We start from the raw sequence: 13,635 nt of genomic DNA, 5'->3' as shown, positions 1-13,635 counted from the left end.
CGCCCGGATTACTTGATCAGCGCGTGCACGGCCTTGAACTGCGCGTGCTCGGCGGTGCGCAGCCACTCGAAAGCGACCATCTCGGTGGTCACCAGTTCGGCACCGGCGCCGGCGAGGCGGTCGAAAGCGGCGTCGCGGTTGCGCTCGGTGCGCGAGCCGCAGGCGTCGGTGACCACGCAGACGTCGAACTCGTCCTCCAGCAGGTCGAGTGCGGTCTGCAGCAGGCAGACATGGGCCTCGCAACCGGCGATGACGATGCTGCCCGGCTCTTCGGCCTCGGCCGCGGCCTTCTGCAAGTGCTTGGGCAGGCTGCGCGCGTTGCCCTGCGGCGCCTTGGCCGGCGGCCGCAGCCATTCGCCCAGGCCCTCCTCGACGCCGCTGAAATGCATCTTGGACAGCGTCTTGCGGCACAGGCCGCGCAGGACCGGGTCGTTTTCGCCGAGCCTGGACGGGTTCTGCTCCGTGCCCCACACCGGTACGCCGAGCAGCTTCGCGATCTGCGCCAGGCGCTGGGCGTTGGCCAGCACGGCCGGCCCTTCGAAGATGGCGGGCATCAGGCGTAACTGGTAATCCACCAGCACGAGTTGGGAGGCCGAGGCGTCGAGCAGCATGAAATTCCTTGCAAAGCGGTACGAAAGAACGAACCCGGATTAAACCGCAGCCCCAGCGATTCGCCGAAAAGCGGACATAGTTGGCAGCCCTGTCATTGACCTTTCATTTGCCAAAGCTACATTCGAAACATGTCGGTGCCGGGGCGATCACCCCCGGCGAGCAAAGCGCCAGTGCCCGTGGCGCCACCGACGCCAAACCCCAGAGCGAGCCCCGAGCGGCTCGCTTTTTTCTTCTTTCATCGCCACTGCGCTACATTCGGCCAAATTGGCGTCGGACAGGCTCGCGACCGGCGCAAATAACGATGAAGGAGACAAGACAATGCATCCGTTGCTGGACAAATGCCAGCGGCGCGGCTGGTTTCCGCCCGCTTCGTTTCTTTTATCAGCCAGCTTGGCGGCATGTGTCGGATCCAGCCAGGCGCAGGAGCGGCTCAAGCCGGATCTGCTCAGGCAATACGGCGGCGTCTACTCCAGCGCCTGCGACAAACTGGAAGCACCGCGCCTGCGCGTGCTGCCCGATGCGCTGGTGGTGCAGCACGCCGGCAAGCGCATGACCGGCCGCCAGCCCCAGTCCGCCTATGTCTACTATGGCAAGACAGCGCCGCCCCAATTCCGCGTCGGCTTGATGAGCCGGGCCCCGAACGGCGGCGCGCTCGATTTCATCGTGTTCGTGGACAGGCGCGGACCCTACATCAGCGTGCTCGGGGACAAGCTGGTTCAGGCCGAGCTGGGCAAGACGGTCACCAATCCGCGCTATCGGCGCTGCGAAGACCCGCTCACGCAGCCCACCGCACGCGCCACGCCGTCGGTCCCCGCACAGGACGAGCCGGTCAGTGACGCGGAAAAGATGCTGCTCGATCCGCAGTTCCGTGCGGCCCACCTGCGCGCGCTGGGGCCGCTGGCCAAGGAGCGCTGGCTGGCCCGCCTGGAAGGCCCGCGCCCGCCGACACGGCAGGTGCGGCTCGAAGGTGTGGACTACACGCTGGTCGCGGTCTGCAAACCCCATGACTGCGCCGACCACAACAGCGTGCTGCTGTACGGCACGAACATCGCCTCCGAACAGGTCGCCGTGTTCGGCAAGGTCGTACAGGACGGTAAGTCGACGCTGGTCGGCGAGCCTCCGCCGGTCGTCGCGGCCGCGCTCGACAGAATCTGGGCCACGGAGTGGCGGCGCAAATAGCCCGCCGGCTTCAAGAGCCTGGCTGCAGCCGCAGCAAGCGGCCATTCGCTTCATCGGTCAGCACATACAGCAACCCGTCCGGACCCTGGCGCACGTCGCGGATGCGCGAGCCGCCCTCGGCAAGCAGCTTGTGTTCGCGCACCACCTTGCCCTTGAACGGCTGGCTGAGTTCGATGCGGTCGAGGTAGCCGAACTTCAATGAACCGACGAAAAGGTTGCCGCGCCAGGCTGCGCCGTATCGGTCGCTTGTGAGGAATGCCATGCCTGAAGGCGCGATCGACGGCACCCAGTAGTGCAGCGGCGGCTCCATGCCGGCCTTGGCGGTAAGCCCCTCGCCAATCTTGCCGCCGCCGTAGTTCTCGCCGAAAGTCACGACCGGCCAGCCATGGTTCCGCCCAGGCTGCGGGAGGTTGATCTCGTCGCCGCCTTGCGGCCCGTGCTCGTGCATCCAGAACGTCCCGTCCGGCGCGAGAGTGGCGCCTTGAGAGTTGCGGTGGCCGTAACTCCAGATTTCGGGCAGCGCGCCGGCACGGCCGACGAAGGGGTTGTCCTTCGGCACACCACCGTCCTTGCCGATGCGCACGACCTTGCCATGGTGGTTGTCGAGTTTCTGCGCATCTTCCTTGCGCGAAAAACGTTCGCCGAGCGTCAGGAACAACAGGCCGTCGGCCTTGCCCTCCTGCCGACTCTCGACGATGCGGCAGCCGAAATGGGCGCTGCTCTGCACCTTGGGTTTCTGGCTGAAGATGACGCGTACGTTCTCCAGCGCGTCGCGGCTCGCCGAGAGCCGCGCGCTGGCCAGCGCCGTGCTGTTGCCCATACCGTCGGCCGCTGGTTCGGAAAAACAGAAATAGAGGGTGCGGTTATTCGCGAAGCCGCTGTCGAGCATCACGTCGAGCAAGCCCCCTTGACCGCCGGCGGCGATCGTCGGCAGGCCGGTCAGTGCCGGCGCCACACGGCCATCGGCCTCGATCACGCGCATGCGGCCGGGCCGCTCGGTGACCAGGAAGCGCCCTTCCGGCAGAAATGCCACCGCCCAGGGGTTCTGCAGGCCGTCGGCCACCACTTCCGGGCGCACGGCCTGGGCACGGCCGACGGCCATCGTGGACAGCAGCAAGACGGAAATCAGGGCGGCGCGCGCCATCGGTTTTTGCATCATCCCGGCATTCTGAGTCGAACGCTCCCGCCGGTCGAGTCGACGTAAAGACACCGGTGCATGTAGGATTTGGCGCCGTTCTTGCGTACATCTTTTGTTCAATGCTCGGCAGGCCGGCAGGCCCCGAAAAGGTGCGAAATCCTGCCAGACAAGTAAACAAGTTACAAAAAACTTGAAAGTAATCATTATGAATCAATGACTTACAGGAGATTTTGGATTTGACTTCTCAGAAGAATCTACGTAACCTCAGCGCGATGACCAAATGGCTAGCTGCTCTTCTTCTCGTCTGCTCCACGGCCCACGCCTCACCAGCGCTTCCCACCCAAGATGAAATCGACAAGATCCTCGCCGACCGCGGTTTGTTGACGCAGACCTTCGGCCAGCTCGAACAGGTCCGCCAGTCGGTCAGCGACAAGGCGACCGACCTGGTGAGCAACGCCATGGGCTTCCTGGGCGTTCCCTACAAGCGCGGCGGAAACTCCGCCGAGTCCGGGTTCGATTGCAGCGGCTTCGTGCGCGCCATGTACGAACAGACCGTGGGCATGGTGCTGCCGCGCCGCGCCAAGGAACAGGCGGCCGCCACCGACCGCATCGACAAGAACGACCTGCAGCCTGGTGACCTGGTGTTCTTCAACACCATGCGTCGCGCTTTCAGCCACGTCGGCATCTATGTCGGCGACGGCAAGTTCATCCACGCACCCCGCAGTGGCTCCGAGGTGCGCGTGGAGGACATGCGTCAGTCGTACTGGCAGCGCCGCTTCGACGGGGCGCGGCGCGTCATCGAAGGCAGCCGAGAGCCTCAAGCCTCGGCGCCTTGAAAGAACCAGCAGAACAAGCGCCCTCGGGGCGCTTTTTTCATGGGTGCGCGCAGGCGCCTGCCAGCGTTCGCCCTACCCGCGCATGCCTATCCCAAAACTCCCGGATTTGCGTTAGCCAGCGCCAATGGCCTCGATAGCCTGTCGCCGTGCTTGACTTTGTGCTGTTTGGCCTCAAAGTTGGGGAGGCCCCAAGGAGGCTTCAATATGTCACGCAAAACACCCATCGAAAGATACCGCAACATCGGCATCAGCGCCCACATCGACGCTGGCAAGACCACCACCACCGAACGCATCCTGTTCTACACCGGTGTCAATCACAAGATTGGCGAAGTGCACGATGGGGCCGCCACCATGGACTGGATGGAGCAGGAGCAGGAACGCGGCATCACCATCACCTCCGCCGCCACCACGGCGTTCTGGAAGGGCATGGCCGGCAACTATCCGGAACACCGCATCAACATCATCGATACCCCCGGCCACGTGGACTTCACGATCGAGGTCGAACGCTCCATGCGCGTGCTCGACGGCGCCGTCATGGTGTATGACGCCGTGGGCGGCGTGCAGCCGCAGTCCGAAACCGTCTGGCGCCAGGCCAACAAGTACAAGGTGCCGCGCCTCGCGTTCGTCAACAAGATGGACCGCGTGGGCGCCGACTTCTTCCGTGTGCAGAAGCAGATCGGCGACCGCCTGAAAGGCGTGGCCGTGCCGCTGCAGATCCCCGTGGGCGCCGAGGAGAACTTCCACGGCGTGGTCGACCTCGTGAAGATGAAGGCGATCTGGTGGGACGACGCCAGCCAGGGCGTGAAGTTCGAATACCAGGACATCCCGGCCGAACTGCAGGCAACGGCGAAAGTCTGGCACGACAAGATGGTCGAGGCCGCCGCCGAGGCCAGCGAGGAACTGCTGGACAAATACCTGGCCGGTACGCCGCTGACCGAGCAGGAAATCAAGACCGCCATCCGCCAGCGCACCGTGGCCGGCGAGATCGTGCCCATGTTCTGCGGCAGCGCGTTCAAGAACCGCGGCGTGCAGGCCCTGCTCGACGCGGTCGTCGACTACATGCCTTCGCCGCTCGACGTGCCGGCCATCCTGGGCCACACGGAAGACGACGCCGAGGCTGAACGCCATCCTTCCGACGAGGAGCCGTTCTCCGCGCTCGCCTTCAAGATCATGACCGACCCCTTCGTCGGCCAACTGACCTTCTTCCGCGTCTATTCGGGCGTGGTGAAGACCGGCGACACGGTCTACATCCCCGGCAAGCAGCGCAAGGAGCGGCTGGGCCGCATCCTGCAGATGCATGCCAACACCCGCGCGGAGATCAAGGAAGTGTTCGCCGGCGACATCGCTGCGGCCGTGGGCCTGAAGGACGTGACCACAGGCGACACGCTGTCGGCCACTGACCAAATCATCATGCTGGAGAAGATGGTGTTCCCCGAGCCCGTGATCTCGCAGGCCGTAGAGCCGAAGACGAAGGCCGACCAGGAAAAGATGGGGATTGCGCTCAATCGACTGGCGCAGGAAGACCCGTCGTTCCGCGTGCGCACCGACGAGGAATCCGGCCAGACCATCATCGCCGGCATGGGCGAGCTGCATCTGGAGATCCTCGTGGACCGCATGCGTCGCGAGTTCGGCGTCGAAGCCACCGTGGGCCGGCCGCAGGTGGCCTACCGCGAGACCATCAAGCAGGCCGTGACCGATGTCGAAGGCAAGTTCATCAAGCAGTCGGGGGGCCGAGGCCAGTACGGGCATGCGGTGATCAACCTCGAACCGTCGGAACAGGGCAAGGGCTACGAGTTCGTCGACGCCATCAAGGGTGGCGTCGTGCCGCGCGAGTACATCCCGGCGGTGGACAAGGGCATCCAGGAAAGCCTGAAGGCCGGTGTGCTTGCGGGATACCCGGTGGTGGACGTGAAGGCCACGCTGGTGTTCGGCTCCTACCACGACGTGGACTCGAACGAGAACGCGTTCCGCATGGCCGGCTCGCTGGCTTTCAAGGAAGCCATGAAGCGCGCCAAGCCGGTGCTGCTGGAGCCGATGATGGCCGTCGAGGTGGAGACACCGGAGGACTTCACCGGCAACGTGATGGGCGACCTGGCGACAAGGCGCGGCATGGTGCAGGGCATGGACGACATGCCGGGCGGCAGTGGCAAGCTGGTGCAGGCCGAGGTGCCGCTGTCGGAGATGTTCGGCTATTCGACCACCCTGCGCTCGTTGAGCCAAGGCCGGGCCTCGTACACGATGGAGTTCAAGCACTACGCCGAAGCGCCGGCGGACGTGGTGCAGGCCATCGTGCGCGGCAAGAGCTGACGACCCGGCTGCGGCTGGCCCTAGCGCAGGGCCGGTTGCAGCCGCCGCCTCTGGATTCGGCGAGGCGCTGGCGCCTGGTTCTGCAATGGTGCGGCCAATTCGAAGTCGCACCGGACTTCCTCGATCACGGACGCGAAGACACCGAAACCGTCCCAGCGCGTGTCTTGCACCATGGCGACCAGCGCCGAGCGTTCCCCGTCCTCTTCCATCGCCTCATCCGACGCCACGGGAAACGCCATCCCATCCAGATACATTGGATGCGCCCGCAGCCGCCGGTTCAGCAGTGCCAGGTAATCAGCCGCACCCAATGCGGGCCGCGGGCGTTCGCCCGAAATGGCACCGGCCAAGCGGCACCGAAGTGCAACACGGGACATCGCTGGACTCCGTTCAGTTTCAGGGAACATGAACGCAGTCTGAACGTGCCGCCCCCACTGACCATTCGGCGGATGGGCCATCCACGCGTCGGCGCAGTCTTACAGCGCCCGGCGGCAGGGCCTATTTGTCGATGCCGGGGCCAGTGTCGACCACGGGGTCGTCGTCTTCGTCCTCAATGTCGGCCGCCATCTCCGGCACATCGGTCGGCAGGGGGGGCCGGTGGCTGATGTCCTCGGCATCGAGTTCAGGCTTCAGATGCGCGTCGACCGTCGCCTCCGGCGGAAAACTCGCGTCCTTGTTCTGGTGCAGGATCTCCTGACCTTCCGGGGTGGGATCGATCGGCATGTGGGCACTCCTCGCATGGTGGGCAATGCCTCAATGTAACAAGGCTACGAGCCGCACGCTGTAGGAGATTTCCAATTCCACACCCACCAAAGAAAAGGCCGCCCCATCGCTGCGGCGGCCCTCGCATGCATTCGGCCCGGATCAGGCGACAGTGGCCTCCAACTGCGGTGCGGCCAGCACCGGCTTGAGCCAGCGCGCATAGACCACGGCGCACAACAGCCCCATCAGCGCCCAGAACGACAGAGACAGCCAGGTCGTGGCCCAGATGAATTGGCGACCGAGTTCCTCGAGTTGCGCGTGCGCCGCGCCGCTGAAACCCGCCAGCGCGTCGCCCGTGTGCTGCGGCGCGCCGACCAGGAACGGCAGCGCGAGAAAGGCCACGGCTGCGACGAAGCGCCACACCCGCGTGGCGAAGGCAGTGATGCCGCAGGCCAGCGCCGCGCACGCCGCCGCCAGCACCCACCAGCCCTGGCGCGCGCCGAGCGCAGCCGCATCCATGCCCGGCACTTCGGCATGCAGGCCCAGCGATGGCCAGAAATGCAGGCTCAGCCAGCCCGAGGCGGCCACCGCGAAGGCCAGTTTGAACGCGCCTGTGTTCGCGCCGCGTCGGTAGGTCCACAGCCCCATGGCCGCGAGTGCCAGCAGGGCCATGCTGAACGCGTGCAACACGTTGGCCACCCAGGTCCAGCCGGTGCGCTCCAGGCCTTCGGCCGGCGCCCATTCCTCGGCGCCGTGTTCGTGTGCCGCTTCGTGTTCATGCGCCGTGGCCTGCACGGGCTCGACCTTTTCACCTTCGAAGACTTCGGCCGCCAAAATGATCGGGACGGTCTGGAAGCGCTGTAACACGCTCTGTGCGCTGCCGAGCAATACCGCCACGGCCAGGGCACACCAGATCAGACGTTGGAACAACATCGCGTCGTCCTCTCAATGGCAGGGTTTGACGGTGACGTGGCGCACGTCGTGCGCGGCATTGTGCAGCACCGGGCTGTCAGCAAAAGCCACGCCATAGAGCAGTACCAGGCCGAGGCCGGCTGCGCCGGCGAGCTGCATCAGCACGCTGCTGGTGGTGACCACCCGTGGTCGGCTGGGAGCAAGAGGCGGTGTCGTCATGGCGAAGTCCTTTCAATCGAAAGATGGTTGAAAACGGGAATGGGAACAGGCGGATTGGCGATCCGGACGCGCCGCCGAGACGGCGCGGCGGACGTGGCTGCGCGCATGATATCGCGCCCCCGTCACGCTTCAACCGCCCGGCCGCCGCCGGCTGTCTCGTTCCGGATATCCGCATCACGCAAATAAGCCGCGCCCCAATCGGCTGCGAGTCGTGCCGCGCGCGCCAGCGGCACCCGCGCGGATTCAAAATCGATCACATGCAACGCGTCCGCCGCGGCCGGCGGCGCTGGCTGCTCGGTGCTGCGGCCGTCGGTGAGCAGCCACAGCGAGCGGCGGCCGGCGCGGGCGCGGGCGCGGCGCAGCAGACGCTCGGCGGCGGCCACCCCCAGCGTCAGCGGCGTGCCGCCGCCACCCGCGATCGGCGCGATCCAGGCTTCGTTCCAGGCCGCTGCGCGGCGCGGTGCCAGGCGCAGTTCCACGGCACCGCCCGCGAAACACAGCAGGGCCACATGGTGGCGCCGGCGATAGGCTTCATCGAACAGGTGCAGCAGCAGACCCTTGGCGCGCGCCAGGGCGCCACTGCTGCGCATCGAAGCCGAGCAATCGAGCAGGAAACAGTGCAGTTCGGCGTCGGCCGGGGGTTCGGGGCGATGCCGCAGGTGGCCGGGTCGCAAGGGTGCTGCACCGCGTGCCGCGAACGTGGCGGGCCAGTCGACGCTGGACGCCAGCGAGCGCTGGCGTGTTTCGCGGCCCTCGCCGACTGCAGTGTTTGCGCCCTGCCCCGCGCCGCGCCGGTTCGACCCGGCCGGCAGCGGCGCAGGGCTCAGGCTTTTTTTGCGCTGGCCTGCGCCGGCAGCGCCGAAAGCAGCGGGCGCAGCGGCTTCACGCGGTCCACACCCACGGGTTGCGGCGGCAAGGCGCCCCAGTCGGCTTCGTCTTGCGCTGTCGACGCGGACTCGCCGGTTTGTCCTGACAACAGACCCTGACTCGGCTGCGCATGCGTCGCCGCCTTTTGCGCCTGGGCCTGCGCACCCCGCCGATGCGCGAGCACGAGTTCGGCAACACGCTGCACGTGCGCTGCCGTGACGGCGGCCGCATCTTCGAGCGCGGCCAAGGCACGGGCCGCACGCAACATCACCAGGTCGGCGCGCAGGCCGTCCACGCCAGCGGCGATGCACAAGGCGCTGACCATCTCGTGCACGGCGTCGTCGATGGCCAACGCCTCCGGGTCGCCGAGCACGGCGCGGGCAGTGCGCAGGCGCTGCTGCAGATCGGCCTGGGCATCGGCATGGCGCGCGCGAAAACCCTGGGGATCGGCATCGAAGGCCAACCGGGCGCGCACCACGGCCTGGCGCTCGGCGGGTTCGTTCAGGTTCTGCAGGCGCACGAACAGGCCAAAACGATCCAGCAGTTGCGGCCGCAAGTCGCCCTCCTCCTGGTTCATGGTGCCGACGAGCACGAAACGCGCGGCATGCGCCTGCGAAAAACCGTCGCGCTCCACCACGTTCACGCCGCTGGCGGCCGCGTCGAGCAGCACATCGACCAGGCCGTCGGGCAGCAGGTTCACCTCGTCCACGTACAGCACGCCGCCGTGCGCCCGCGCGAGCAATCCGGGAGAGAATTTCAGCGCGTGGCCTTCGAGCGCAGCGCCGAGATCGAGCGTGCCCACCAACTGCGCCAGGCTGGCGCTCAGCGGCAAGGTGACGAAGGGCGCGCCGCCGAGCAATTCGGCCAGCGCACGTGCCGCCGTCGACTTGGCCGTGCCGCGCGGACCTTCGACCAGCACACCGCCGAGCGCCGGATCGGCGGCGGCCAGCAGCAGCGCTTCGCTCAAGGCAGGCTGGCCGGCGATGGCCGTGAACGGGAACTGCGACGGCAGGCCCTGGACTTCGAGGATGGTCATCCTGGGCTTCCTTCCATGTGTTGTTCGTGTTCGAGCAACAGATCTTCGAGTTTGGTTTGGTAATCCCCCGGCGCCTGCCACATGCCGCGCGCCATGGCTTCGAGCAGGCGGCCCAACATGTCCTGCAGCGCGCGCGGATTGTGTTTCTGAACGAAATCGCGGGTCGCTGCATCGAGCACATAGGCGTCGGCGACCATCGCATACTGGTGGTCGCCCACGACACGCGCCGTGGCGTCGAAGCCGAACAGGTAGTCCACCGTGGCCGCCATCTCGAAGGCGCCCTTGTAGCCGTGGCGCTTCACACCGTCGATCCACTTCGGGTTGACCACGCGGCTGCGCACCACGCGCGCGATTTCTTCTTTCAACGTGCGGATCTGCGGCGACGCGGGGTTGCCGTGGTCGCCGTGGTACATGGCCGGCTGCGTGCCGCTCAGATGCCGCACGGCAGCCGCCATGCCGCCCTGGAACTGGTAGTAGTCGTTGGAGTCGAGCAGGTCGTGTTCGCGGCTGTCCTGGTTCTGCGCCACGGCGTCCATCGCTGCGAGCCGGCGCGACAGCGCGGCGCGGGCTGGCACGCCGTCGCTGCCCGAGCCGTAGGCATAGGCGCCCGCGCCGACATAGGCTTCGCTCAAGTCGGCGTCGTCCTGCCAGCCCCCGCTCTGGAACAGCGCATGCAGGCCCGCGCCGTAATGCCCCGGCGCGGAGCCGAACACGCGCCAGCCGGCCTGCGTGCGCGCCTGCTCCGCCTCCATGCCTGCCGCGCGCAGGGCTTCGGCCTCACGCAGCACGCGCGCGCGGATCGGGTTGTGCTCGGCGTCCTCGTCGTCCTGCGCGGCCACGGCCTGCACGGCGGCGTCGAACATCTGCACCGCGCTGGGAAACGCGTCGCGGAAGAAGCCGGAGATGCGCAGCGTCACGTCGATGCGCGGCCGGTGCAGGCCGACGATGGGCAGCACCTCGAAATCGGTCACGCGCTGGCTGCCCGCGGCCCACCTGGGCCGCACGCCGATCAGCGCGAAGGCCTGTGCCAGGTCGTCGCCGCCGGTGCGCATGGTGGAGGTCCCCCACACCGACAGGCCGATCGAGCTGGGATAGTCGCCATGGTCCTGCAGGTGCCGTTCGACCAGGCGCTCGGCCGACTTCATGCCGAGCGTCCAGGCCGTGGGCGTAGGAATGGCGCGGGTGTCGATGGTGTAGAAATTGCGGCCTGTGGGCAACACGTCGGGCCGGCCGCGCGAGGGCGAACCGCTCGGGCCCGGCGGGACGAAACGCCCCGCGAGCGCATCCATCAGGCGCTGCCCTTCGGCCGGGCCACACGCGTCGAGCGCGGGGGCGAGCGTGGCGTGAATGCGCGCCATCACCGCGGCCGTGGCCGGCAGCGCGGCGACGGACGGCGCATTGTCATCCAGCAACTGCTGGGCCAGAATTTCAAGCCTTTCACGCGTGTCGCCCTGGTGGCGCCAACGGGTGGCGCTCACATTTTTGAGTATTTCGGGCCGTGCGCCGGTCCAGGGTGCCACGGGATCGATGTCCAGTGGATCGAAAGTGGCGTCCGCCAGCAGATCCTGCGCCAGCGCGGCCAACAGGCTCGCATTCGCGCCGCGGCCATCGAGCGCGGGATAACGCGCCAGCGCCAGCAGCGTGTCGCGGCGCTGCCGGCCCAGCGGCGAGGCGCCGAAGACGTGCAGGCCATCACGGATCTGGGTTTCCTTCAGCGCGCACAGGTAGGCGTCGACACGCGCCAGCACGCTGTCGTCGTCGGTGGGGGCTCCGGTCGGCAGGTCGATCTCGTCGGCCAGCCGCTGCTGCCGCACGGCCGCAAGGATCTGGGTCCGCAGCAGCTTGGCCCGGCGCGCATCGACGAGCAGCGCGTCGTAGTACTCGTCCACCTGGCGCTCCAGGTCCTGCAGCGGGCCATGGTTTTCCGCGCGCGTGAGCGGCGGCATCAGGTGGTCGATGATGACGGCCTGCGTGCGCCGCTTGGCCTGCGCGCCCTCGCCCGGGTCGTTGACGATGAAGGGATAGATGTTGGGCAGCGGGCCGAGGATGGCATCGGGCCAGCACGCCGCCGACAGGGCCAGGCTCTTGCCTGGCAGCCATTCGAGGTTGCCGTGTTTGCCCACATGCACCACGGCGTCGATGGCGAACACGTCGCGCAGCCAGAAATAGAAGGCCAGGTAACTGTGCGGCGGCACCTGTTCGGCGTCGTGGTAGCTCGCGTAGTCGGCGACACCGTCGCCGGCCAAGCTGCGCGACGGCTGGATGCCGACGAACACCTGGCCCAGGCGCAGGCCGGCGATCATGAAGCGGCCCTGTCGCAGCATCGGGTCGGCCTCGGGTGCACCCCAGCGCGCGTCGATGGCGGCGGCCATGCCTTCGGGCAACGCGGCCAGCCGCATCCTGTAGTCGGCCAACGCATAACTCTGCCACGCCGGGCGTTGCGGCCACTGGGACGGGTCGTTGGCAATACCTTGCTGCAGCTTCTGCATCAACGCATCGCCATCGGCGGGCCAGGCCGCGGCATCGCCCATGGCATAACCCTCGGCGGCCAGGCGCCGCAGGATGCCGACCACGGACGCCGGTGTATCCAGCCCCACGCCGCTGCCGATGCGGCCCTCGCTGCCCGGGTAGTTGGCCAGCACCAGCGCGACCCGTTTCTCGGCGGCCGGCAGGCTGCGCAACCGGCACCAGCGCCGCGCGAGCGCCGCGACGAAGGCCACGCGGTCCGGTTCGCCCTGGTAGGCGACGACGTCGGTCTGCGTCAATTCGCAGCGGTAGGCCAGGCCCTTGAAGCTGATGGCGCGGCTCACGATGCGGCCATCCATCTCGGGCAGCACGATCTGCATGGCGATGTCGCGCGGCAGCAGGCCCTGGCTGTCGGCCAGCCAGTCGTCGCGGTTGCCGCCGCTGACGATCACCTGCAGCACCGGCGCGTCGCCGGCCAGCGGCTGCCAGCCGTCAATGCCCGCAACACCATGACCCAAAGCCGCGAAGGCCGTGGTGTTGAGCACCAGCTGCACGCCGTGCTCGCGGCACAGGCCGCGGAACGTGGACAGGCACAGCGGATCCTTCAGGGAATCCAGCGCCACCGGCAAGGCATTCACGCCCTCCGCATGCAGCGCCTGCGCCAGCGCATCGAACACCGCGGTATTGCCCGACAGCAGGTGCGACCGGTAGAACACGATGGCTGCGACCGGCGCACCGTCATGCCAGCCACGCCGCAGGTCGTCGATGCCGACCACCGCTGCGGCGTCTGCTGTTTCACCCCAAGGAACGTGCAGCGCCACCGGCGGCAAAACGCGCGGCGGCAGCGGCGCCGGGCCCCGGTCCAGGCCGTGGTACGCCGCCGCGCGAAGGAACTGCAGCGCGTTGACCTTGCCGCCGGCGCGCAGGTACTGCCACAGCTGCCGGCTCACCGCGCGCGACAGCGTGCCCTGGCCGAGCAGGTTCTCGTCTTCCTGCAGGTCGCCGGAAAACATGGCCAGCCGCTGCCCGCTCCTGCGCGCGAGCGCGCCGATTTCCTGGATGCCGTAGGGCCAGGCGGTGTCGGCACCCAGATGATCGACGATCACCACCTTCGCGTGGCGCAGCACCTCGTCGATGTACAGGTCGAGCGAGGCCGGCTGGCGCAGGAACAGCAGGTTCACCAGCCGCAGCGCGGGATAGGACGGATCGCTCGCGGCCAGCGCCTCGCGCGCGGACGACAGCAGGGCCAGCGTGGTGTCGGCCGAGCTCAGCACCACGATCTCGCCCGGCGTCTGGTCCAGCCGCGCGACCACGGCATCGTCCTCGACGAAGCCGCCGGGGCGGGTACTCAGCAGGTGCATGGA

12 protein-coding genes are annotated in these 13,635 nt (G+C 67.5%); 3 read left to right on the top strand and 9 right to left on the bottom strand.

What is annotated here, in order from left to right; all coding sequences use genetic code 11:
* Positions 1 to 8 precede the first annotated feature (8 nt).
* Positions 9 to 611 (bottom strand): isochorismatase family protein, encoded by a 603-nt coding sequence (locus RD110_RS08950; protein WP_076198691.1) that lies wholly within the window; start codon positions 609 to 611, stop codon positions 9 to 11.
* A 319-nt stretch (positions 612 to 930) separates the two neighbouring features.
* On the opposite strand from RD110_RS08950, the gene RD110_RS08945 reads away from it, so the two are divergent.
* Complete coding sequence (locus RD110_RS08945) at positions 931 to 1,791, top strand: Ivy family c-type lysozyme inhibitor (RefSeq protein WP_083686169.1); 861 nt, start codon at positions 931 to 933, stop codon at positions 1,789 to 1,791.
* A 10-nt stretch (positions 1,792 to 1,801) separates the two neighbouring features.
* Here the strand turns inward: RD110_RS08945 and RD110_RS08940 are convergent, their stop codons facing one another.
* Complete coding sequence (locus RD110_RS08940; RefSeq protein WP_239467273.1) at positions 1,802 to 2,893, bottom strand: PQQ-dependent sugar dehydrogenase; 1,092 nt, start codon at positions 2,891 to 2,893, stop codon at positions 1,802 to 1,804.
* 308 nt (positions 2,894 to 3,201) lie between these two features.
* On the opposite strand from RD110_RS08940, the gene RD110_RS08935 reads away from it, so the two are divergent.
* A complete protein-coding gene (locus RD110_RS08935; RefSeq protein WP_076198687.1) occupies positions 3,202 to 3,765 on the top strand; it encodes a C40 family peptidase in 564 nt (187 codons plus the stop codon).
* 204 nt (positions 3,766 to 3,969) lie between these two features.
* On the top strand, positions 3,970 to 6,072 hold the full coding sequence (gene fusA, locus RD110_RS08930; RefSeq protein WP_076198685.1) for an elongation factor G: 2,103 nt from the start codon (positions 3,970 to 3,972) through the stop codon (positions 6,070 to 6,072).
* A 20-nt stretch (positions 6,073 to 6,092) separates the two neighbouring features.
* Here the strand turns inward: fusA and RD110_RS27810 are convergent, their stop codons facing one another.
* The 7 genes from RD110_RS27810 to cobN form a co-directional block, all read right to left on the bottom strand.
* The gene (locus tag RD110_RS27810) at positions 6,093 to 6,446 is read right to left on the bottom strand and encodes a hypothetical protein (protein WP_162277353.1); all 354 of its coding nucleotides are present in this window, start codon (positions 6,444 to 6,446) and stop codon (positions 6,093 to 6,095) included.
* A gap of 121 nt (positions 6,447 to 6,567) precedes the next feature.
* The gene (locus RD110_RS08920; RefSeq protein WP_076198681.1) at positions 6,568 to 6,792 is read right to left on the bottom strand and encodes a hypothetical protein; all 225 of its coding nucleotides are present in this window, start codon (positions 6,790 to 6,792) and stop codon (positions 6,568 to 6,570) included.
* A 141-nt stretch (positions 6,793 to 6,933) separates the two neighbouring features.
* Entirely contained in the window at positions 6,934 to 7,704 is a 771-nt protein-coding gene (locus RD110_RS08915) for a CbtA family protein (RefSeq protein WP_076198679.1), read from the bottom strand.
* Positions 7,705 to 7,716: 12 nt separating this feature from the next.
* A complete protein-coding gene (locus RD110_RS08910) occupies positions 7,717 to 7,902 on the bottom strand; it encodes a CbtB domain-containing protein (protein ID WP_076198677.1) in 186 nt (61 codons plus the stop codon).
* Between the two features lie 122 nt (positions 7,903 to 8,024).
* Positions 8,025 to 8,576, bottom strand: a complete 552-nt coding sequence (locus RD110_RS08905; protein ID WP_239467203.1) for a VWA domain-containing protein — start codon at positions 8,574 to 8,576, stop codon at positions 8,025 to 8,027.
* A gap of 149 nt (positions 8,577 to 8,725) precedes the next feature.
* Positions 8,726 to 9,805, bottom strand: coding sequence for a magnesium chelatase ATPase subunit I (locus tag RD110_RS08900; protein WP_076198675.1), 1,080 nt, complete (start codon positions 9,803 to 9,805; stop codon positions 8,726 to 8,728).
* The gene (cobN, locus tag RD110_RS08895) at positions 9,802 to 13,632 is read right to left on the bottom strand and encodes a cobaltochelatase subunit CobN (RefSeq protein ID WP_076198673.1); all 3,831 of its coding nucleotides are present in this window, start codon (positions 13,630 to 13,632) and stop codon (positions 9,802 to 9,804) included. Before cobN ends, RD110_RS08900 begins: the two co-directional genes overlap by 4 nt.
* Between the last annotated feature and the right edge of the window lie 3 nt (positions 13,633 to 13,635).

Source organism: Rhodoferax koreense (assembly GCF_001955695.1).
GTDB classification, from domain to species: domain Bacteria; phylum Pseudomonadota; class Gammaproteobacteria; order Burkholderiales; family Burkholderiaceae_C; genus Rhodoferax_B; species Rhodoferax_B koreensis.
This window is presented reverse-complemented; position numbering and strand designations above follow the sequence as displayed.

What these genes read in the sequence shown, in the direction of transcription:
- RD110_RS08950 (WP_076198691.1), bottom strand. Translation starts at nt 611, where the DNA reads ATGCTGCTCGACGCCTCGGCCTCCCAACTCGTGCTGGTGGATTACCAG.
- RD110_RS08945 (WP_083686169.1), top strand. Translation starts at nt 931, where the DNA reads ATGCATCCGTTGCTGGACAAATGCCAGCGGCGCGGCTGGTTTCCGCCC.
- RD110_RS08940 (WP_239467273.1), bottom strand. Translation starts at nt 2,893, where the DNA reads ATGGCCGTCGGCCGTGCCCAGGCCGTGCGCCCGGAAGTGGTGGCCGAC.
- RD110_RS08935 (WP_076198687.1), top strand. Translation starts at nt 3,202, where the DNA reads ATGACCAAATGGCTAGCTGCTCTTCTTCTCGTCTGCTCCACGGCCCAC.
- fusA (WP_076198685.1), top strand. Translation starts at nt 3,970, where the DNA reads ATGTCACGCAAAACACCCATCGAAAGATACCGCAACATCGGCATCAGC.
- RD110_RS27810 (WP_162277353.1), bottom strand. Translation starts at nt 6,446, where the DNA reads ATGTCCCGTGTTGCACTTCGGTGCCGCTTGGCCGGTGCCATTTCGGGC.
- RD110_RS08920 (WP_076198681.1), bottom strand. Translation starts at nt 6,792, where the DNA reads ATGCCGATCGATCCCACCCCGGAAGGTCAGGAGATCCTGCACCAGAAC.
- RD110_RS08915 (WP_076198679.1), bottom strand. Translation starts at nt 7,704, where the DNA reads ATGTTGTTCCAACGTCTGATCTGGTGTGCCCTGGCCGTGGCGGTATTG.
- RD110_RS08910 (WP_076198677.1), bottom strand. Translation starts at nt 7,902, where the DNA reads ATGACGACACCGCCTCTTGCTCCCAGCCGACCACGGGTGGTCACCACC.
- RD110_RS08900 (WP_076198675.1), bottom strand. Translation starts at nt 9,805, where the DNA reads ATGACCATCCTCGAAGTCCAGGGCCTGCCGTCGCAGTTCCCGTTCACG.
- cobN (WP_076198673.1), bottom strand. Translation starts at nt 13,632, where the DNA reads ATGCACCTGCTGAGTACCCGCCCCGGCGGCTTCGTCGAGGACGATGCC.